The 21,276-nt window shown below is 66.8% G+C and carries 18 protein-coding genes; 16 read left to right on the forward strand and 2 right to left on the reverse strand.

Annotated features, from left to right (window positions below):
• The first annotated feature begins 447 nt into the window (after positions 1-447).
• The 6 genes from rsmD (at position 448) to ABE522_RS13330 (ending at position 5,272) form a co-directional block, all read left to right on the forward strand.
• Positions 448-1,026: a 16S rRNA (guanine(966)-N(2))-methyltransferase RsmD gene (rsmD, locus tag ABE522_RS13305; protein WP_346592106.1), complete on the forward strand. Its 579-nt coding sequence runs from the start codon at positions 448-450 to the stop codon at positions 1,024-1,026.
• A 26-nt stretch (positions 1,027-1,052) separates the two neighbouring features.
• Entirely contained in the window at positions 1,053-1,562 is a 510-nt protein-coding gene (gene coaD, locus ABE522_RS13310) for a pantetheine-phosphate adenylyltransferase (protein WP_188324352.1), read from the forward strand.
• Positions 1,563-1,644: 82 nt separating this feature from the next.
• Positions 1,645-2,139 carry a hypothetical protein gene (locus ABE522_RS13315; protein ID WP_042612383.1) on the forward strand — a complete coding sequence of 165 codons (495 nt, stop codon included), beginning with the start codon at positions 1,645-1,647 and terminating at the stop codon, positions 2,137-2,139.
• Positions 2,140-2,295: 156 nt separating this feature from the next.
• Entirely contained in the window at positions 2,296-2,577 is a 282-nt protein-coding gene (locus ABE522_RS13320) for a YfhL family 4Fe-4S dicluster ferredoxin (protein ID WP_042612382.1), read from the forward strand.
• Entirely contained in the window at positions 2,574-4,295 is a 1,722-nt protein-coding gene (ggt, locus tag ABE522_RS13325) for a gamma-glutamyltransferase (RefSeq protein ID WP_346592107.1), read from the forward strand. The genes ABE522_RS13320 and ggt overlap by 4 nt, the downstream gene beginning before the upstream one ends.
• An 89-nt stretch (positions 4,296-4,384) precedes the next feature.
• Entirely contained in the window at positions 4,385-5,272 is an 888-nt protein-coding gene (locus ABE522_RS13330; protein ID WP_346592108.1) for an MBL fold metallo-hydrolase, read from the forward strand.
• Positions 5,273-5,354: 82 nt separating this feature from the next.
• Here ABE522_RS13330 and upp read toward each other — a convergent pair whose 3' ends face one another.
• Entirely contained in the window at positions 5,355-5,990 is a 636-nt protein-coding gene (gene upp / locus ABE522_RS13335; protein ID WP_042612379.1) for a uracil phosphoribosyltransferase, read from the reverse strand.
• A 165-nt stretch (positions 5,991-6,155) separates the two neighbouring features.
• Here upp and ABE522_RS13340 point away from each other — a divergent pair, with 165 nt between their 5' ends.
• The 6 genes from ABE522_RS13340 (at position 6,156) to ABE522_RS13365 (ending at position 14,325) form a co-directional block, all read left to right on the forward strand.
• Positions 6,156-8,714, forward strand: coding sequence for a TonB-dependent receptor (locus ABE522_RS13340; RefSeq protein ID WP_346592109.1), 2,559 nt, complete (start codon positions 6,156-6,158; stop codon positions 8,712-8,714).
• Entirely contained in the window at positions 8,714-9,835 is a 1,122-nt protein-coding gene (locus tag ABE522_RS13345; protein WP_346592110.1) for an NHL repeat-containing protein, read from the forward strand. The genes ABE522_RS13340 and ABE522_RS13345 overlap by 1 nt, the downstream gene beginning before the upstream one ends.
• Entirely contained in the window at positions 9,829-11,211 is a 1,383-nt protein-coding gene (locus tag ABE522_RS13350) for a purple acid phosphatase family protein (protein WP_406846357.1), read from the forward strand. Before ABE522_RS13345 ends, ABE522_RS13350 begins: the two co-directional genes overlap by 7 nt.
• Positions 11,208-11,840, forward strand: coding sequence for an inorganic diphosphatase (locus tag ABE522_RS13355; protein WP_346592111.1), 633 nt, complete (start codon positions 11,208-11,210; stop codon positions 11,838-11,840). The genes ABE522_RS13350 and ABE522_RS13355 overlap by 4 nt, the downstream gene beginning before the upstream one ends.
• Positions 11,841-12,077: 237 nt before the next feature.
• The gene (locus ABE522_RS13360; protein ID WP_346592112.1) at positions 12,078-13,505 is read left to right on the forward strand and encodes a cryptochrome/photolyase family protein; all 1,428 of its coding nucleotides are present in this window, start codon (positions 12,078-12,080) and stop codon (positions 13,503-13,505) included.
• 124 nt (positions 13,506-13,629) lie between these two features.
• Positions 13,630-14,325, forward strand: a complete 696-nt coding sequence (locus ABE522_RS13365) for a YiaD family glycine zipper/OmpA-like lipoprotein (protein WP_042612375.1) — start codon at positions 13,630-13,632, stop codon at positions 14,323-14,325.
• A 140-nt stretch (positions 14,326-14,465) separates the two neighbouring features.
• Here ABE522_RS13365 and ABE522_RS13370 read toward each other — a convergent pair whose 3' ends face one another.
• The gene (locus ABE522_RS13370) at positions 14,466-15,485 is read right to left on the reverse strand and encodes a LysR family transcriptional regulator (RefSeq protein ID WP_346592113.1); all 1,020 of its coding nucleotides are present in this window, start codon (positions 15,483-15,485) and stop codon (positions 14,466-14,468) included.
• A gap of 146 nt (positions 15,486-15,631) precedes the next feature.
• Between ABE522_RS13370 and ABE522_RS13375 the strand changes: the two genes are divergently transcribed.
• The 4 genes from ABE522_RS13375 to ABE522_RS13390 all read left to right on the forward strand — a co-directional run bounded on the left by ABE522_RS13375 (position 15,632) and on the right by ABE522_RS13390 (position 21,255).
• Positions 15,632-15,859 carry a hypothetical protein gene (locus ABE522_RS13375; RefSeq protein WP_346592114.1) on the forward strand — a complete coding sequence of 76 codons (228 nt, stop codon included), beginning with the start codon at positions 15,632-15,634 and terminating at the stop codon, positions 15,857-15,859.
• The gene (locus tag ABE522_RS13380) at positions 15,856-16,626 is read left to right on the forward strand and encodes an SDR family NAD(P)-dependent oxidoreductase (RefSeq protein ID WP_346592115.1); all 771 of its coding nucleotides are present in this window, start codon (positions 15,856-15,858) and stop codon (positions 16,624-16,626) included. The genes ABE522_RS13375 and ABE522_RS13380 overlap by 4 nt, the downstream gene beginning before the upstream one ends.
• Positions 16,627-16,738: 112 nt before the next feature.
• Complete coding sequence (locus tag ABE522_RS13385) at positions 16,739-17,986, forward strand: efflux RND transporter periplasmic adaptor subunit (protein WP_346592140.1); 1,248 nt, start codon at positions 16,739-16,741, stop codon at positions 17,984-17,986.
• A 98-nt stretch (positions 17,987-18,084) separates the two neighbouring features.
• Positions 18,085-21,255, forward strand: a complete 3,171-nt coding sequence (locus ABE522_RS13390) for an efflux RND transporter permease subunit (RefSeq protein ID WP_346592116.1) — start codon at positions 18,085-18,087, stop codon at positions 21,253-21,255.
• Positions 21,256-21,276 lie beyond the last annotated feature (21 nt).

Genomic DNA, 21,276 nt, shown 5'->3' on the forward strand with positions numbered 1-21,276 from the left:
TCCCTGGCGCTCCACGCCCCCACCAACCCCTCCCGCCCGGCCCTGTCAGTCCGCGCGCGGCCCGCCACGTGAGAAGAAAAAGAAAAAGCGGTAGCGCCGACCCACGGTCGGCGGAATGTATCCGCGGCCCTCAGCGGGGAGCGGCCGACCATTCCGCGTTTCTTTTTTTCTTTTCCGTGGTGGGCGCACGGGATATGTCACCGGGCCGGGCGGTGGGGCTGGGCGGGGGCGTTGAGTGCCATGGATGGCACGAAACGAGGCCCGCAGGATGCGGCTCTTGCCGTCCCCCGACCAGCCCCACCGCCCGGCCTGAACCAAAGAAACCCGCACTCAGCGACCCACCACGAGGGGCTCTGCCGTTCGCCGTCGACTCGACTGCCCGTACAATCCCACCATGCTGAATTCCATGAACCCGACCCGTGCACGGGTCAATCCCGGCCGCGCGCCATGAGCGCTCGCGGTGGCAATGACGGCCAGGTCCGCATCATCGGCGGGCAGTGGCGTAATACCCGCCTGCCGGTGCCGACCCTGCCGGGCCTGCGTCCCAGCAGCGACCGCGTGCGCGAAACGCTGTTCAACTGGCTGATGCCCCGGCTGGGCGGCGCCCGCGTGCTGGATGTGTTCGCCGGCAGTGGCGCGCTGGGGCTGGAGGCGGTGTCGCGGGGCGCGGCCCATGCCACCCTGGTCGAACGCGATCCGCAGCTGGTGGCCAACCTGACCGCCGTGGTCACCAAGCTGAAGGCCGAAGCCCGCGTGCATGTCGTGCAGGCCGATGCGCTGCGCTGGCTGCAGACCGCCGCGCCGGCCCAGGCCAGCATCGCCTTCGTCGATCCGCCGTTCGCCGCCGGGCTGTGGGACAGCACGCTTGAGCTGCTGCCACGGCACCTGAGCGCCGATGCCTGGCTGTACCTGGAATCGCCGGACGGGCAGGCCCCGGCCTTGCCGGCGGAGTGGCTGCTGCACCGCGAAGGCGGCACCCGCGAGGTGCGCTTTGCGCTGTACCGGCGCGCCGCTGCTACACTTTGACCCAATCTGAACGTTCACGACCGCACATGACCGTCGCCAATCGTCGCATCGCTGTCTATCCGGGCACCTTCGACCCCATCACCAACGGTCACATCGACCTGGTGAACCGGGCAGCGCCGCTGTTCGAAAAGGTGGTGGTGGGCGTCGCACAGAGTCCGTCCAAGGGCCCGACGCTGCCGCTGGAGCTGCGCGTGCAGCTGGCACGCGGGGCGCTGTCGCACCACGACAACGTGGAAGTGATCGGCTTCGACACCCTGCTGGCGCACTTCGTGCGCTCGGTCCAGGGCGGCATCCTGCTGCGCGGCCTGCGCGCGGTCTCCGATTTCGAATACGAGTTCCAGATGGCCAGCATGAACCGCCACCTGATCCCGGAAGTCGAAACCCTGTTCCTGACACCAGCCGAGCAGCACAGCTTCATTTCGTCCTCGCTGGTACGTGAAATCGCACGCCTGGGTGGCGACGTGTCCGGCTTCGTGCCGGCGTCGGTGCTCGATGCGCTGCGCAGGGCCCGCGAAGCCAAGGCGGCGCAGGCCTGATCCACCCGCCCGTGGCGGATGACCGCCGTCGGCACCTTTTTGTATCCACTGCAATCCACAGAACCACCACGGGAGATCATCCATGAACACCACCATGCGCGCGATGCTGTTGGCCTCGCTGGCCTTGGCCTTCACTGCCTGCAAGAAGGAAGAAGCCCCGGCCGCCGCTGCCGATGCACAGCAGGCGCTGGTCGCCCCGGCCAAGGACGACGATGCCGGCTGGAAGAAGTACCTGCAGACCGTCGCCGTGCAGAACATGGGCACCGTGACCAACAGCCCGTTCCTGTATTACCTCGCACCGGAATCGGATCCGGAGTTCGCTGCCAAGTTCGAGCGCCAGACCGAGAGCGCCACCCAGGCCGTCGCCCGTGGCGTGCAGCCGGGCAACATGCTGGCCTTCGGTTCGTCGGCATCGGGCAAGATGGCCGACATGATCCAGGTCGTGTTCAAGGACGTGTCGCCGGATTCGATGAAGAACGTGCGCGTGCTGTTCATCGGCGACGCCGCTGACAACGCCCGCGTGCAGTCGGTCGTGCAGCCCACCGGTGCCGACTACGTTTTCGTCGAAGCCAAGTAATTCCCGTGCGGTAGCGGCCACGCCAACCGGCGTGGTCGTGGGCGGCGCCTTCGTGGCGGCGCCCCTGACCGGCCCGCGCGCCCGCGCAGGCCGGTGCCAGTCCAGCATTCCGGCCCCCTGCGGCAGGATGCGGTGCGCGGGCGAGGAGTCATCGCCGTGTCGCTGAAAATCAACGAGCTCTGCGTCAACTGTGACGTCTGTGAGCCGGCCTGCCCCAACCAGGCCATCTCGATGGGTGAAACCATCTATGTGATCGACCCTGCGCGCTGCACCGAGTGCGTGGGCCATTTCGACGAAGCCCAGTGCGTGGTCGTCTGTCCGGTCGAATGCATCGACCCGGATCCGGACATCGTCGAGACACATGACCAGCTGATGGCCAAGCTGCGTGGCCTGCAGCACGATCACCCCGAACTCTACGCGGAGCCCCCATCCGAATGAACCCGATCCTGCGCCCCCTGTTGCTGCTGGGCCTGCTGCTGTCCGCCCCGCTGGCCCACGCCGAAGCCCCGGCACGTGCTGCCCATCCGGATGGTGCCGCCATCGCCAGTGGCCACCAGCTTGCGACCCAGGCCGGCATGCAGATCCTGGCGCAGGGCGGCAATGCCTTCGACGCGGCCGTGGCGGTGTCGTCCACGCTGGCCGTGGTCGAGCCGATCAGCTCCGGGCTGGGCGGTGGTGGGTTCTTCCTGCTGCACGATGCGGCCTCCGGCAAGGACCTGATGCTGGACGCGCGCGAGACCGCGCCGGCCGCGGCTACCGAGGCGGCGTTCCTGGACAAGGACGGCAAGCTGGATCGTGACCGCTCGGTCAATGGCGCCTGGTCGGCCGGCATCCCCGGCCTTCCCGCAGCGCTGGTCGAGTTGTCGTCCAAGTATGGCAGGCTGCCGCTGAAAGCCTCGCTGCAGCCGGCCATCCGCATCGCCCGCGAAGGCTTCCCGGTGTATGCGCGGATGGCCAAGGGCTACCAGTCGCGGCGCGAAGTGATGGAACGCTATGCCGGCACGCGCGAGGTCTACCTGCGCAACGGCAAGCCGATCGCCGAGGGAGACACCTTCCAGCAGCCGGAACTGGCGCGCACCCTGGAGCGCTTGGCGGAAGGGGGCTTTGATGGGTTCTACCGCGGCCAGACCGGCACGCTGCTGCTGGCCGGCGTGAAGCAGGCCGGCGGCCGCTGGACCGCCGAAGAACTGGCCGGTTACACGGTGAAGTCGCGCGAGCCGATCGTGTTCGATTACAACGGCTGGAAGATCACCACCGCACCGCCGCCGTCCTCCGGTGGCATCGCGCTGGCGAGCATGCTGCAGATCCTGGAAGGCTGGGACATCAAGTCGATGGATGAGGCGCACCGCGCCCACCTGGTGGTGGAGGCGATGCGTCGCGCGTACCGCGACCGCACCTTCTTCCTGGGCGATCCGGATTTCGTCGACATTCCGCAGAAGGTGCTGACCAGCAAGGATTACGCACAGGGCCTGCGTGCCACCATCCATCCGGAGAAGGCCACCCCCAGCGACCTGCTGTCGGGCAATCCGACCCCGCTGGAAGACGACGAAACGACGCATTTCTCGATCATCGACCGCGATGGCAACCGTGTCGGCGCGACCCAGACGGTGAACCTGCTGTACGGCTCGGGCCTGATTCCGAAGGGCACCGGGGTGCTGTTGAACAACGAGATGGACGACTTCGCGCTGAAGCCGGGCACGCCCAACGCGTTCGGCGTGATGGGTTACGCCGCCAACGCACCGAAGGCGGGCAAGCGCATGCTCAGCTCGATGACCCCGACCTTCATGGAAAACGCCGACAAGGTGGTGGTGCTGGGCACGCCGGGCGGCAGCCGCATCATCACCATGGTGCTGCTGGGCATCCTGGGGTACGACCAGGGATTGACCGCCCAGCAGGTCGCCGCGTTGCCGCGCTACCACCACCAGTGGCTGCCCGATGCGATCGAAGCGGAGACCGGTGCGTTCGACGCCGGTACCATCCGGCAGCTGCAGGCGATGGGCCACAAGATCGACCTGCCAGGAGACAGTGCCGCCGGCGGCCGTGGTTCCAGCCACGTCTGGGGCAACCTGCAGACCGTCGAATGGGACCGTCGCAGCAACACGCTGCAGGGCGGCAGCGACCCGCGCAACCCGGTCGGCAGCGCCGAGGTGAAGTGATCCGGTCCGGTCCCGGCAGCGCCGGGCCAGGCTCGGCGTCACGGCCCCGGCTAGCGATTATTTAACGCTGGCTGACCGATACTTGCCGCATGAAACTATGGTCGATCCGCGGCAACACGCAGCGCCTGGACGGCGGTGCGATGTTCGGCAACGCACCGCGCGCGGTGTGGGAAAAATGGGCAGTGCCTGACGAGCTAAACCGTATCGAACTGGCCTGCCGTGCGCTGCTGGCCAGCCCGCTGGAAGGCAGGACGGTGCTGTTCGAAACCGGCATCGGCGCGTTCTTCGAGCCGCGCCTGCGTGAACGTTACGGCGTGCAGGAAAACCAGCACGTGCTGATCGATTCGCTGCGCGAAGCCGGCTTCGAGCACGAAGACATCGACGTGGTCGTGCTCAGCCACCTGCATTTCGACCACGCTGGCGGCCTGTTGGCGCCGTGGGTGGAAGGGCGTGCGCCGGAACTGCTGTTCCCCAATGCGACCTTCGTGGTGGGCGCCGAACACTGGCAGCGTGCACTGCAGCCGCATCCGCGCGACCGTGCCAGCTTCATCCCCGAACTGCCTGCACTGCTCGAACAGAGCGGCCGGCTGGAGGTGGTGCAGGGCGAATATTCCAGGGTGCTGGGCCGCAGCGTGCGTTTCAGCTTCAGCGACGGCCATACCCCGGGGCTGATGCTGGCGGAGATCGTCGGCCAGCCGGGCAGGGATGGGCAGGCACATGGCGGGGTGGTGTTCTGCGCCGACCTGGTGCCCGGTCGCTCCTGGGTGCACGTGCCGATCACCATGGGCTACGACCGCAATGCCGAACTGCTGATCGACGAGAAGAAACAGTTCCTCGAAGACAAGCTGGCGCGCAACGTCCATCTGTTTTTCACCCACGACCCGCAGGTAGCGCTGGCGCAGCTGCAGCGCGACGACAAAGGCCGTTTCGTGACCGTGCACGAGCACAGCGAACTCAAGGCCCGCGCCCTCGCCTGAAAAAAGGGGACGGAGGGAATTAAGTCGCAATCGGCCGGATCACCGCCGATTGCGACTTAATTCCCTCCGTCCCCTTTTTTTGTCAGCCGATCACGCGGGTGCCGAAGATGCGGTCGCCGGCATCGCCGAGGCCCGGCAGGATGTAGCCCTTTTCATTGAGATGGTCGTCGATGGCGGCGGTGTAGATCTGCACGTCCGGATGCGCGGCCTGCACGGCGGCGATGCCTTCCGGCGCGGCCACCAGGAAGATGCCCTTGATGCGGCGGGCGCCAGCGCGCTTGAGCATGTCGATGGTGGCGATCAGGGTGCCGCCGGTGGCCAGCATCGGGTCCAGGATCAGCGCATCGCGCTCTTCCAGGCGGCCGGTCAGGCGCTCGAAGTAGGGCACCGGTTGCAGCGTCTCTTCGTCGCGCTGCAGGCCGACCACGCTGACCCGGGCCGCCGGGATCAGCGACAGCACGCCGCTGAGCATGCCCAGGCCGGCGCGCAGGATCGGCACCACGGTGATCTTGGCACCGGCGATGCGCTGCACCGTCACCGGGCCGGACCAGCCGTCCATGGTGTGCGATTCGGTGTCCAGGTCGGCGGTGGCCTCGTAAGCCAGCAGCGTGCCCAGCTCGTTGGCCAGTTCGCGGAAATCCTTGGTGCTGAGCGCGGCGTTGCGCATCAGGCCGATCTTGTGCTGCACCAGTGGATGGCGCACTTCGACGATGTTCATGGGGGCGGGAAAGGGGAAAGGCAGAGGCCTGTATTCTGCCGCAGCCTGCGGGCCCCGGCCAGCGCGGGGACGCGTCCATGACCGATCCGGTGCCCCGGTGTCATGCCGGTGAAACCTCGCCGACATACCTTGCCCTCCCATTCTTCACACCGAATGGGGACACCCGTGCAGACCAAGACGCCGTTGGCGATTGCCATCACCCTGACCCTGGCGATGGGGGCTGCAGCGCCGCTGCACGCCGCCGGACAGGATGTGGCCGCCACCAGTGCCCTCGCCGCCGATGCCACCGACCTGGACCGCATCGAAGTGCGCGCACAGCTGGAATCGCAGCTCCGCGCGGTGGACCTCAAGCGCAGCAGCGATGCCATCGAAGATGCCGTGTCGTCCGATGCGCTGGGCCAGTACCCGGACAAGAACGTGGCCGAATCGCTGCAGCGCCTGCCCGGCGTCAGCGTCACCCGCGACCAGGGCGAAGGGCGCTTCGTGGTGGTGCGCGGCCTGGATGCCAACCTCAACAGCGTCAGCATCGACGGCATCGCGGTGGGCACGCCGGAGGATTCCAGCCGCGCCGCGCCGCTGGACGTGATTCCGTCCGACTCCACCGAGCGCCTGCGCGTGGTCAAGTCGCCGACCCCGGACATGCCCGGTGATGCCATCGGCGGCGCGATCCTGGTCGAGTCCGCTTCGGCCTTCGACCGCGAAGGCCGCAGCCTGCGCGGCAAGATCGAAGGCAGCCACCAGCAGCTGTCCGGCCAGACCAGCCCGAAGGCGGCGATCAACTACAGCGAAGTGTTCGCCGATACCTTCGGCGTGGCGCTGGGCGTGAACTACCAGAACCGCAAATTCGAATCGGACAACACCGAAGTGGAGTACGACGGCGAAGAGGATGCCGTGCCGGGGGATGTCACCGCGATCAACCTGCAGCACCGCAAGTACGAAATCGAGCGCAAGCGCATCGGCGCCAACCTGAACTTCGATTGGCGTCCCAGCGAAGACAGCAGCTACTACCTGCGCACGCTGTACAGCCGTTTCGACGATGCGGAGACACGCCAGCGCACCATCTTCAACTTCGAAGACGCCGACATGGTGGCCACCGGTGCCGACCAGTTCCGTCTGGACGACCTGCCCTCCGATGCGATCCAGAAGCGCATGCGCTACCGCACCAAGGAAGAGAACACCTTCGCGGCCAGCCTGGGCGGCGAGAACCGCTTGAGCTCGGCCGTGGTGGACTACAAAGTGGGCTATACCAAGACCGAAGAACGCGTGGACGATGAGATGGAAGCGCGCTTCGAACTGGATGCCGACGACCTGTCCGGCACCCTGGACCAGCGCAGCCGGTTGCCGCGCTACACGCTGTCCAACACCGACTGGATGGACAACGCCAACTTCGCCTATGACCGCATGATCCTGTCGCCCAAACGCGTGGACGACAACGAACACAGCGCGCAGGTCAACGTGCGTTTCGACGCGCACAACGCCAGCTACAAGATCGGCCTGCTCGGCCGCTGGCGCGAGCGCGACGTGGACGTCAACGAAGTGGAGCTGCGCCGCGGGCCGGCGATCGACCTGGACAGCTGGACCACCAGCGCGCCCGAGCACCGGCACGGGTCGCTGGGGCAGGGCATGAGCTCGGCCCTGATGCGCCGTTACTGGGCGGCCAACAGCGGCCTGTACAGTGCGCGCCCGCAGGAAACCGGGGCCAATGCGGTGACCTCGCTGGAAGAGGATTACACCGCCAGCGAAGACATCTTCGCCACCTACGCGATGGGCACCTGGGACATCGGCGCGCTGCGCATCATCGGCGGCGTGCGCGTGGAGAACACCCAGTTCAGCGCGGTCGGCAACCAGGTCGACGTGGCCGATGACGAGCGCAGCTTCACCGTCACCCCGCGCATGGCCGACAACAGTTACACCAACGTGCTGCCCGGCCTGCACCTGCGCTACGACGCGGCCGATGACTGGGTGCTGCGTGCATCAGCCAACAAGACCGTCTCGCGCCCGTCGTTCGGCGACATCTCCCCGCGCGTGGGCTACAGCCGCGGTGATGAGGAAGTGCGGCTGGGCAATCCGGAACTGGATCCGTACGAATCCACCAACGTCGATCTGTCGCTGGAGAAGTACCTCGGCAGCACCGGCATCGTCTCGCTCGGCCTGTTCCACAAGTCCATCGACGGCTACATCGTGGAGACCGTGCGCCAGAACGATCCGGCCTACGAAGGCTTCGACGTGACCCAGGCGATCAACGGCGACAAAGCGAAGGTACGCGGCGCCGAGTTCAACTACCAGCAGCAGCTCGCCTTCCTGCCGCCGGGGCTGGATGGCCTGCTGGTGGGGGCCAGCGGCACCTGGCTGGATACCGATTTCGATCCCGGCCTGGCCGACCGCGCCGGTGATGACTTCATGTTGCCGCGTGCATCCAAGCATGTGTACAGCGCGCATGTCGGCTACGAAAAACAGGGCCTGAGCACGCGCATTGCCGCGGTGTACCGCAGTGAATACCTGGACAGCATCGGTGCTGGCCGCGCGTTCGATGTGTTCGTCGCCCCGCATACCCAGCTCGATTTCTCGCTGGACTACCAGTTCAGCCCCCGCGTCAGCATGTACTTCGAGGCACAGAATCTGTTGGACAAGCCGCTTGAGCTTTACCAGGGCACGCGCTCGCGCACCCTGCAGCTGGAAGAATACGGCCGCACCTATGCCGTTGGCCTGAAGGTGTCGCTGTGATGGCGCGCCGCATGGTGCTGGCCAGCGCGATGACGCTGGTGCTGGCGAGCGCTTGCACGCCCGCCGCGCCGCCGGCGAACGATACCGCCACCAGGGCGCCTGCCGCCGTGGACGCCAGCGCCGCGCGCCAGGTCGCCACCCTGGCCGAAGCCTTCCTGACCCCGATGACCCCGGACGACAACATCGATTCCCCCGCGGCGTGGAAGGCACCGGACGGCAAGACCTGGCTGATCGCAACGGCCAAGGCCACCGACAAGCTGGTGGTGTATGACGGCAGCACCGGTTCGCCGCTGCGTGAGGTCGGCAGCACGGGCGCCGCGCTCGGCCAGTTCGACCGCCCCAACGGCATATCGGTGACCGATGACCTGTTGTGGATCGTCGAGCGTGACAACCACCGCGTGCAGGTCTTCTCGTTGCCGGACTTCACTCCGCTGGCGGTGTTCGGCGCCGAAGACCTGCGCAAGCCGTACGGGCTGTGGGTCGACAAACGCGCCGATGGCTACGCCGTGTACGTGACCGATTCCTGGGACAACGGCGAGGACGCGCAGGGCAATGACATCCTGCCGCCACTGGCCGAGCTGGACAAGCGCGTGCGCCAGTACCACGTGCGCCGCGATGGTGCGGACCTGACCGCAACGCTGGCCGCCAGCATCGGCGACACCAGCGCAGCCGGCGCGCTGCGCGTGGTGGAATCGATCTGGGGCGATCCGGCCAACGACCGCCTGCTGGTGGCTGAAGAGGACGAGACCTACGCCAGCGAGTTCAAGGTGTACACGCTGGCGGGCCGCTTCACCGGCACCACCTTCGGCCGTGACGTGTTCAAGGCACAGGCTGAAGGCGTGATGCTGCGTACCTGCGGCAAGGACGGTTGGTGGATCACCACCGAACAGGGCAAGGAGCGCAGCGTGTTCCACCTGTTCGACCGCCACAGCCTGAAGCCGGTGGGATCTTTCCAGGGCAACAAGGTCGCCAATACCGATGGCATCTGGATGATGCAGCAGGGCAGCCCGCGCTTCCCGCATGGGGCACTGTACGCCGTGCATGACGACCAGGGCGTGGTCGCCTTCGACTGGGAGCAGGTGGCCAAGGCGCTGGCACTGCCGCTGGAGTGTGCATCGTGATCGCGCGCCTGGCGTCCCTTGCCTTCGGTGTCGCGCTGGCGCTGTCTGCCGTGCCGGCGCTGGCCGACGACCTCGACTCGCGCGTGGAGCCCAACAGCCAGGTGCCGGTGGGCAATCGCCACTATGCCGCCACCGGCTTCCCGGACCGCATCGTGGCCTCGCCGGCGGTCGATGCTGCGCATGGCTTCGCCGTGCGCTGGCGCACCGATGGCAGCGTGCAGGCACCGCTGCTGGAGATCGCCCCGGCCGACGATACGCCCGGCTTCGGACCGATCACCCGCATCACCGCCAGCAGCGAGCCGCTGCAGACCGAGAACGGCCTGTCGCACCACCATCGTGCCGATGTCAGCGGCCTGAAGCCCGGCACGCTGTACGTCTACCGCGTGCAGGGCAAGGACACCTGGAGCGCCTGGAACCAGCTGCGTACCGCGGGCAGCGCGGGCCAGCCGATGACCTTGCTGTACTTCGGCGATACCCAGAACAAGAACCTCAGCCATGTCACCCGGGTGGTGCGTGCCGCGCAGAAAGCCGCGCCGGAGGCCAACCTGAGCCTGTTCGCCGGCGACCTGGTCAGTGGCGGTTACGATGCCGATGACAGCGAGTGGGGCGAGTGGTTCGCCGCCACCGGCTGGCTGGCGCAGGAAACGATGCTGGCCCCGGCGATCGGCAACCACGAGTACTTCGAAGAGTTCGAAGATACCCCGCAGGAGCGCCGGGTGATGGCGCGGCACTGGCCGGCCACGTTCGCGCTGCCAGGAAACGGGGCGAAGGGCGCGGAAAAGAGCACCTACTGGTTCGACTACCAGGGCGTGCGATTCGCCGTGCTCGATGGCACCTCGGCAATGGACCTGGGCACCGCGCAGTCGCAGGCGCAGTGGCTGGACGGCGTTCTGGAATCCAATGAACAGCCGTGGACGATCGTGGTGGTGCACCAGCCGTTCTATTCGCCGGCGCGTGGCCGCCACAACCCGGTGCTGCAGGAAGCGCTGCTGCCGGTGGTGCGGCGCCATGACGTGGACCTGGTGCTGCAGGGCCACGACCATACTTACGGCCGTCGTGGCGAGGACGGCATGGCGACCCCGCAGTTCGTGGTCAGCAATGCCAGCCCGAAGCAGTACCGGCTGTCGAAGGAAGCCCTGCAGACGATGTCGCCGGTGGCCGAGGACACCCAGTTGTTCCAGGTGCTGCGCATCGATCCGCAACGGCTGCACTACGAGGCGCGCACGGTCACCGGCAGGCTCTACGATGCCTTCGAACTGGTCCGCCAGGCCGATGGCAGCACGAAGAAGGTGGAGCTGGAAGAGGGCCGCATCGAACCGCGTCGCTGCCTGCGCCCGCATGCCCCGACCGGGCGCAAGGACCGGTGCTGGGAATGAAGACCCCCGTGCGCAACGCGTTGCCGATGCTGGCACTGGCCGCCAGCCTGACCCTGATGGCCGGCGCCGCGATCGCCGCCGACACGGTGCTGCATCCGTTCCTGGCCGCACAGCCGAAGCAGGCCCCGGAGGAGGTGCACCTGGCGGTGGAAATCCCGGCCGGCAGCTTCACCAAGTACGAGATCAAGGACGATGGACTGGTGCACGTGGACCGTTTCCAGTCGATGCCCGTGGCCTACCCGGCGAACTATGGGTCGATGCCGCGTACGCTGGCCGGTGACAACGATCCGCTGGACGCGCTGGTGCTGACCCGCGAGCCGCTGCATCCCGGGGTGATCGTGCGCTTCCGGCCGATCGGCTATCTGAAGATGGTAGATGATGGCGAGCAGGACGAGAAAGTGATCGGCGTACCGACCGACAAGGTCGATCCGAGCTACGCCCACATCCGCGAGCTGGACGACCTGGCGCCGATCGAACGCCAGCGCATCGAAGCGTTCTTCCGCGTGTACAAGGACCTGCCCGAAGGCCGCAATCCAGTACGGCTGAGCGGCTGGGGCAGCGCGGCCGAAGCGAAGGTCCTGATCCGGCAGTCGATGCAGCATTTCGACAGCGCCGGACAGGGCAGGTAGCGCCGAAGGCAGCGGCAGGAGCCGCTACCAACGTCGCTTGCGACGGCCCGCAGGGTGCCGGTCAGGACGACCGGCATAGCCATGCTCGGCGAGCGCGCGGCGCGGCCTGTATCAGGCGTCGCATCGCCTGCATGGAAAGCCGCCGAGCGTGGCTCGACGCTTCCCAGGTCCGCTCTACAGCCAGGTCACGCGCCATCGTTATGATGGCGCTTCCTGTTTGTGTCCTGGATGCAGCGCGTGTCATCAGCCCTGGTGTGGTTTCGCCGTGATCTCCGCCTTGCCGACAACCCGGCCCTGCAGGCTGCGCTGGAGGCCGGGCATGACGTCGTGCCGGTCTACATCCATGCCCCGCACGAAGAGGGCAACTGGGCACCCGGTGCGGCCTCCAATGCCTGGCGGCACCGTTCGCTGGCTTCGCTGGACGCGGACCTGCGCGCGCGTGGCTCGCACCTGGTCCTGCGGCAGGGCGACAGCCTGGACGTGCTGCAGCAGCTGATCAACGAAACCGGCGCGGAGGCGGTGTTCTGGAACCGGAAATACGAACCGGCGACGCAACGGCGCGATGCGGAGATCAAGCGCACGCTGCGCGGGCAGGGCCTGCAGGCAGACAGCTGCAACGGCAGCCTGCTGTTCGAACCCTGGGAACTGGAAACCAAGCAGGGCGGTCCGTACAAGGTGTTCACCCCGTTCTGGCGCAACGCCCTGAGCCGCTGGCGCTTGCAGCCCGGCAGCGACGCCCCGGCGATACTGTCCGCGCACGGCGTGCAGGGGCTCGCGCTGGACGCGCTGGGGCTGGCCCCCGCGCTGGGTTGGGATGCCGGCTTCTGGGAGCACTGGCAGCCCGGCGAGGCCGGTGCACGGGAGGCGCTGACGGTGTTCGTCGATGGCGCGCTGCACGGCTATCGCGAGCAGCGCGACCTGCCGGACCGTGTCGGTACCTCGTTGCTGTCACCGCACCTGCATTTCGGCGAAATCGCACCCTGGCGCGTCGTGCATGCGCTGGAAGCCGAGCGCAGCGCCGGCCGCAGCGCCGACATCGACGCCTGCATCCGCCAGTTGGGCTGGCGCGATTTCGCCCATCACCTGCTGCACCATTTCCCCACCACCAGCGACGAGAACCTCAACCCGCGTTTCGATGGATTTGCCTGGGCCACGCCCAGCAGCGCCGACCTGCAGGCGTGGCAGCAGGGCCGCACCGGCGTGCCCATCGTCGATGCCGGGCTGCGCCAGCTCTGGCACACCGGGACGATGCACAACCGGGTGCGGATGATCGTGGCCAGTTACCTGTGCAAGCACATGCGGGCGCATTGGATCGTCGGCGCGCGCTGGTTCTGGGACACCTTGGTCGATGCGGACCTGGCCAACAATTCCATGGGCTGGCAGTGGGTCGGTGGCACCGGCGCCGATGCCGCGCCGTATTTCCGGGTGTTCAACCCGGTGACCCAGGCCGAGAAGTTCGACCCGCAGGCACGCTACATCACGCGCTGGGTGCCTGAATTGGCCGCGCTTCCGGCCAAGGCCCGTTTTGCCCCTTGGCAGCACCCGGCGCTGCTGGCGGCCAAGGCGCCGGGTTATCCGCGCGCGCCACTGGTGGACCTGGCGGAGGGACGCGACGCGGCCTTGGCCGCGTATCGACGCACCGGCGGGCAGCAAGCAGCGCGTTGAGTACCGGAGACAGCAAGCTGAACGGGGGGCTGACGGTGTGCCGCACCCTCATCCCCGCATCGCATCAGGCTGTATATGCTCACCCCGACGCACGCCGGACCAGCCGGCTTCCAAGGAGAACTCCATGATCCGTTCCGCTCCCCGCAATGTGGCCCTTGCCCTGATGACCGCTGCAGCCCTCAGCGCCTGCGCCACTGGCGGTTCCTACGTGCAGAGTGACCAGTATGGCAATGAAACCCAGCAGCAGAACCGCACCGGCCGCAACGCCCTGATCGGCACCGCCGTCGGCGTGGCCGCCGGCCTGCTGACCGGTGGCAGTGCGACCGAGCGTCGCCAGCACGCGATGATCGGCGCTGGCATCGGTGCGCTGAGTGGAGCCGCGGTCGGCCAGTACCAGGATCGGCAGGAACGCGCGCTGCGCGAGCGCACCGCCAACACCGGTATCGACGTGGTGCGCCAGGGCGACAACATCAGCCTGAACCTGCCGGACGGCATCACCTTCGATTTCGGCAAGTCGGCGCTGAAGCCGCAGTTCTACGGCTCGCTCAACGGCGTGGCCAGCACGCTGTCCGAATACAACCAGACGATGATCGAAGTGGTCGGCCATACCGACAGCATCGGTAGCGATGCGGTCAACAACCGCCTGTCCAAGGAACGCGCCGATGCCGTGGCGTCCTACCTCACCGCGCAGGGCGTGCAGCGTGCGCGTATCGAAACGCTGGGTGCCGGCAAGGCCTATCCGATTGCCGACAACAGCACCGACGCCGGCCGCGCACAGAACCGCCGCGTCGAGATCCGTGTGATTCCTTTGCAGCAGTAACGCGCAGCGTTATTGCGGTTGCGGCTTCGGCCGCAACAAAATGCCGCCCTCGCAGGCGGCATTTTTGTAGGTGACGACCTTGGTCGTCACGCCGATGGAGCCACCGAAGCGCATGACGGCCAGCGGCCGTCACTACCGGATCAAGCGGCAACCACTTCCAGGATGCGCTTTCCTTCCGCCGCTGCTTCTGCTTCGGCTTTCTCGCTCTGCTGCTGCGCGTACTTCGCCGCCGGGCACTGCGCCATCATGTAGTTGGCGTCGAAATTGAGCTTTTCCACCAGGAAATCAACGAACGCGCGCACCTTCGGCGAGACCAGCTTGCCGCCGGCGAACACCGCGTTGAAGTCCACTTCCGGGCCGGTCCAGCCGGCCAGCACGCGCCGTACCATGCCGGTTTCGATGAACGGCTTGGCCATCACGTCGCCGGTCAGCAGCAGGCCTTCGCCGCACACCAGTGCGCCATTGAGCGCGGACACATCGTTGGCCACCATCAGCGGGGTGACCGGGAAATCGCGCAGTTCGCCGCCGTTCTCGCCCAGCTGCCAGGTAATCCGGTTGGGGTGGCTGTGGTACGCCTTGCGCATGGCGAGGATGCGATGGAACTGCAGCTCGTCCGGGTGCAACGGCTCGCCATGCCGTTCGATGTACGCCGGGCTGGCGAACACCTGCGTGCGCAGCGTGCCCAGCTTGCGCGCCACCAGGTTGGAATCGGGCAGCGCCCCTACGCGCAGTGCCAGGTCGGCCTCGCCGGCGATCAGGTCCAGCTTCTCGTTGCCCAGGTGCATGTCGAGGCGGATTTCCGGATACATCGCATGGAACTGGCCCAGCAGCGGGGCGATCCAGGTGATGCCGAGCGAGTAGGGCACGGTGAAACGCAGCCAGCCGCGCGGGCCGGACTGCAGCTGGCTGACCGCGCTCTCGGCTTCTTCCAGTTCACGGGCGATGCGCTGGCAGTGCTCGTGGTAGATCGACCCGGCTTCGGTGAGGCCCAGCCGGCGCGTGGTCCGGTGCAGCAGGCGCGCGCCCAGGCGCGTTTCCAGTTCCTGCACCTTGCGGCTTACCGTGGTCTTGGGAAGGCCGAGCGATTTGGCTGCAGCAATGAAACTGCCTTGCTCGACCACTTTGACGAAGATCAGCGTTTCGTTGAGATCGTGGGACATGGTCGAATTCCTGGACGTCGGGGACGGGTTTATCGTGACAAAAAGATTGGACCGGGTGCGGGATGATTATTCCCCTAAAACAGGACTAATCAAGTAGGAGTTAGAAGCGCACCATGGCGCCATTCCCGAATCGGAGGCCATCAGCCATGAGCCTGCGCAACATTCTCAACTTCTTCCGGTCTGCCGACCAGGACGCCCTGGATCAGGCAATGACCGTCGAGAACCGTCCCAGCTCCTTGGTTAACAAGGATTTTAGGGAGTTTACCGCAGTGCCTCGCCAGCAGCGTGGCGGGGCTCTGCGCATCCGCCCGCGTGGCATGGACCGTCTGGGCCGGATCGGTATTGTCCCGCAGATGGGAGGAAATATCCCGTGAACGGGATGCTGGCGCCGGAGGTCCTCGTCCTCGGCGGCACCGGTGCCGTGGGCCAGGGCGTGGTCGGCGCACTGTTGGAGGCCGGCAGCCCGGTCCTGGTGGTCGGCCGCGATCCGGGCCGGCTGGCCGCACTGCGGCTGCAGTTCGACGACGAGCCGGGCCTGGAGACGATGCTCGGCTCGCTGGCCGATGACGAGTCGGCCAAGGTCGTCGCCGACCGCGTGGCGGCCCGCCGGCGCCCGCTGGGCGCGGTGGTCGCAGCGCTCGGTGGTCCGTATGCGCGCGGCCGGGTCATCGACCGTCCCGGCGATGCCTTGATGCGCACGCTGCAGTTGGACCTGATGCCGCACGTGCACGCGGTCCGCCACCTGCTGCCGCTATTGCAGGACCACCACCACCCGCGCCGTTTCGTGATGATCGGCAGTCCTGCCGGGCTGAAGCCTTGGGCCGCCCATGGTGATTCCTCGATCACCGCCGCAGCGCTGCGCATGTACGCGCAGGTGGTTCACCAGGAAGCACAGGCGATCGGCGTGCGCGCGCAGTTGCTGGAAGTCGGTGCGCCGGTGTGCACGCCCAGCAACGCGGCCAACGCCTGCACCGAGTGGCCCAGCGCGCTGCTGGTCGGTCGTCGCCTGGTCTCGCTGCTTGACCAGTGCCACGACAACCGCGCGATCGTGCGCTGCGATACCCGCGATGCGCAGCTGCCAAGCGGGCTGCTGCAGCTGGACGCGCCGCCGCGCTGGCACGAATCGGCCGGTAGTGCTTGACCTCAACCATTGTTGAGGTCGCACCATCGCCCGGCCGCCGGCCCGACCGGCACCAAGAAACACGGAACACCCGTATCACCACCCCTTACGGATACCTGCCATGAACACCCTGATGCCCCTCCACCGCACCACCCGCCGCGTGGCCTTCGCCACCGTTTCGGCGTTGGCCCTGGCCATCCTCACTGCCTGCAGTGGCGGCCACGCCGAAGAAGCCGGCGCGCCGCCGGCACCGGAAGTCAGCGCCGCACCCGTGCTGGTCAAGCAGGTGAGCCAATGGGACGAGTTCAGCGGGCGCGTCGAAGCGGTCGAGAACGTCGACCTGCGCCCACGCGTCTCCGGCTACATCGACAAGGTCAACTACATCGAAGGCCAGGAAGTAAAGAAGGGCGATGTGCTGTTCACCATCGATGCCCGCAGCTACCAGGCCGAATATGACCGCGCCCGTGCCGAAGTGGCGCGCGCCCGCACCCAGTCGACGCTGGCACGCAGCGAGTCCGAGCGCGCCAAGCGCTTGTCCGAACAGCAGGCCATTTCCACCGAGACCTGGGAACAGCGCCGTGCGGCGTCCGACCAGGCAGGCGCCCAGCTGCAGGCCGCGCAGGCGGCCCTGGATGCGGCCGCACTGAACCTGGAGTTCACCAAGGTGCGTGCGCCGATCAACGGCCGTGCGGGGCGCGCGATGGTCACCGCCGGCAACCTGGTCAGCGCCGGCGATGCGGCCAGCGTGCTGACCACGCTGGTGTCGCTGGACAAGGTGCACGTGTACTTCGATGCGGACGAAGCCACCTTCCTGCGCTATGCACAGATGGCGCGCAAGGGCGAACGACCCAGCGAGCGCGATGAGTCGCTGCCGGTGCGCATCGGCCTGAGCGGCGAACAGGGCTTCCCGCATGAAGGCAAGGTCGACTTCCTGGACAACCAGGTAACCCGCAGCACCGGCACCATCCGCGTCCGTGCGCTGCTGGACAACGCCGACCGCCAGTTCACCCCGGGCCTGTTTGCCCGCGTGCAGCTGCTCGGCAGCGGCCAGTTCCAGGCCATGCTGATCGATGACCGCGCGGTGTTGACCGACCAGGACCGCAAGTACGTCTACGTGGTCGACAAGGACGGCAAGGCGCAGCGTCGCGACATCGCGCTGGGACGCAGTGCCGAGGGCCTGCGCATCGTGGAGAACGGCCTTGCCGCCGGCGACAAGGTGATCGTCGACGGTGTGCAGAAGGTCTTCATGCCGGGCATGCCGGTACAGGCCAAGCCGGTGGCGATGCAGTCAGGCACCGCGCCTGCCACCGCTCCTGGAAAGGCCACCGTTCCGGCTCCTGCAGCGGCACCGGTTGGTAGTGAAACCGCCGCACTGAACTGATCCATCCGGCCAGCGTCACCGCGAACCCCGATCCCCTGCCGGTATGGCAGGGGCAGGGTGGCTGCACCCCCACGCCGGCCAAACCCAAGGACATTCCAATGGATTTTTCCCGCTTTTTCATCGACAGGCCGATCTTCGCGGCGGTGTTGTCGATCATCATCTTCGCCGCCGGCCTGATCAGCATCCCGCTGCTGCCGACCGGTGAATACCCCGACGTCGTCCCGCCTTCGGTGGTGGTGCGTACCGTGTACCCGGGCGCCAACCCGAAAGTGATCGCCGAAACGGTGGCCACGCCGCTGGAAGAAGCGATCAACGGCGTGGAGGACATGATGTACATGAAGTCCGTCGCCGGCTCCGATGGCGTGCTGCAGATGACCATCACCTTCCGCCCGGGCACCGACCCGGACGCGGCGGCGGTGAAAGTGCAGAACCGCGTGGCGCAGGCCCAGGCCCGTCTTCCCGAAGACGTGCGGCGGCAGGGCGTGACCACGCAGAAGCAGTCGCCGACCTTCCTGATGGTGGTGCACCTGACCTCGCCGAACGGCAAGTACGACACGCTGTACCTGCGCAACTACGCCCGCCTGCACGTCAAGGACGCGCTGTCGCGCATCCAGGGCGTCGGCGATGCACAGATCTTCGGTGGCGGTGACTACGCCATGCGTGCCTGGCTGGATCCGGACAAGATCGCCGCGCGCGGGCTGACCGCCAGCGACGTGGTCAGGGCGATGCGCGAGCAGAACGTGCAGGTGTCGGCGGGCCAGCTGGGTGCCGAACCGATGCCCAACAGCCAGTTCCTGACCCTGATCAACGCGCAGGGCCGGCTGAAGAGCGAGCAGGAATTCAACGACATCGTGCTCAAGAGCGGCGTCGATGGTGAGGTGGTGCGGCTGTCCGACGTGGCGCGGCTGGAACTGGGCGCCGGTGACTACACCCTGCGTTCGCAGCTGGATGGCAAGAACGCGGTGGGTATCGGCATCTTCCAGGCGCCCGGCGCCAATGCGCTGGAGATCCGTGATGCGGTCATGAACACAATGGACGAGATGCAGAAGACCTTCCCGGCCGACGTCAAGTACGAAGCGGTGTATGACACCACCATCTTCGTGCGCGACTCGATCAAGGCCGTGGTGTCCACCCTGCTGGAAGCCATCGCGCTGGTGGTGCTGGTGGTGATCCTGTTCCTGCAGACCTGGCGCGCCTCGATCATTCCGCTGATCGCCGTGCCGGTGTCCATCGTGGGTACCTTCGCCGCACTGTACCTGCTGGGCTTCTCGATCAACACGCTGAGCCTGTTCGGGCTGGTGCTGGCGATCGGCATCGTGGTCGATGATGCGATCGTGGTGGTGGAGAACGTCGAGCGTAACATCGAAGAAGGCCTGTCGCCGACCGCGGCCGCCCACCAGGCGATGAAGGAAGTGTCCGGCCCGATCGTCGCCATCGCGCTGGTGCTGTGCGCGGTGTTCGTGCCGATGGCCTTCCTGTCCGGTGTCACCGGCCAGTTCTACAAGCAGTTCGCGGTCACCATCGCCATTTCCACGGTGATCTCGGCGATCAACTCGCTGACCCTGTCGCCGGCCCTGGCCGCGCGCCTGCTCAAGCCGCACGACGCCGCCAAGGATGCGCCGACGCGCATCATCGACCGCTTGTTCGGCTGGATCTTCCGCCCGTTCAACCGCTTCTTCAAGTCCAGCTCGGAGAAGTACGAGCGCAGCGTGTCGAACATCCTCGGCAAGCGTGGCGCGGTGTTCGTGGTGTACGCCCTGCTGCTGGTCGGCACCGGGGTGATGTTCAAGCTGGTCCCGCCGGGCTTCATTCCCACCCAGGACAAGCTGTACCTGATCGCCGGCGTGAAGCTGCCGGAAGGCTCTTCCATCGCCCGGACCGACGCGATGCTGAAGAAGGTCGCGCAGATCGCCATGGAAACCGATGGCGTGGCGCACACCATTTCCTTCCCTGGCCTCAACGCACTGCAGTTCACCAATACGCCCAACACCGGCGTGGCCTTCGTACCGCTGAAGCCCTTCAGCGAGCGTAACGGACGCACCGCAGCGCAGATCAACGCGGAGATCAACCAGAAGATCGCCGCGCTGCAGGAAGGTTTCGCCTTCTCGATGATGCCGCCACCGATCCTCGGCCTGGGCAACGGCAACGGCTACCAGATGTTCATCGAAGACCGCGGCAACCTGGGGTACGGTGCGCTGCAGACAGCCGTGCAGACCATGCAGGGTGCTGTTTCGCAGACCCCGGGCATGGCCTTCCCGATCACCAGCTACCAGGCCAACGTGCCGCAGCTGGATGCTGAAGTGGACCGCGTCAAGGCCAAGGCCCAGGGCGTGCAGCTGACCGAACTGTTCGACACGCTGCAGACCTACCTCGGTTCGTCCTACGTCAACGACTTCAACCAGTTCGGCCGTACCTGGCAGGTGATCGCCCAGGCCGATGGACAGTTCCGCGACAGCGTGGAAGACATCGGCCGACTGCGTACCCGCAACGACCGCGGCGAGATGGTGCCGATCGGTTCGATGGTCACCGTCAAGCAGACGTTCGGCCCGGACCCGGTGCTGCGCTTCAACGGCTACCCGGCCGCCGACCTGGCCGGTGAAACCGACCCGCGCCTGCTGTCATCGACCGAAGGCATGGCCAAGCTGACCGAAATCGCCGCGCAGGTGCTGCCGCCGGGCATGGTCACCGAATGGACCGACCTGAGCTACCAGCAGGCGACCCAGGGCAATGCCGCGCTGATCGTGTTCCCGGTGGCGGTGATGCTGGCCTTCCTGGTGCTGGCCGCGCTGTATGAAAGCTGGTCGCTGCCGCTGGCGGTGATCCTGATCGTCCCGATGACCCTGCTGTCGGCCCTGTTCGGCGTGTGGCTGACCGGCGGTGACAACAACGTGTTCGTACAGGTCGGCCTGGTGGTGCTGATGGGCCTGGCGTGCAAGAACGCGATCCTGATCGTCGAGTTCGCCCGGGAGCTGGAAATGGGCGGCAAGGGCATCGTCGAAGCGGCGCTGGAAGCCTGCCGCCTGCGTCTGCGCCCGATCGTGATGACCTCCATCGCCTTCATCGCCGGTACCGTGCCGCTGGTGTTGTCGCATGGTGCAGGCGCCGAGGTCCGTTCGGTCACCGGCATCACGGTATTCGCCGGCATGCTGGGCGTCACGTTGTTCGGCCTGTTCCTGACCCCGGTGTTCTACGTGGCCCTGCGCAAGTTCGTCACCCGCAATGGCGGTGGCCAGCTGGTGACCCACGGCGAGTCCACGCTGCACCATTGACCCGTTCCTCCCCCGGTAGCC

Origin of the sequence: Stenotrophomonas lacuserhaii (assembly GCF_039674585.1) — a bacterium.
GTDB lineage: Bacteria > Pseudomonadota > Gammaproteobacteria > Xanthomonadales > Xanthomonadaceae > Stenotrophomonas > Stenotrophomonas pennii_A.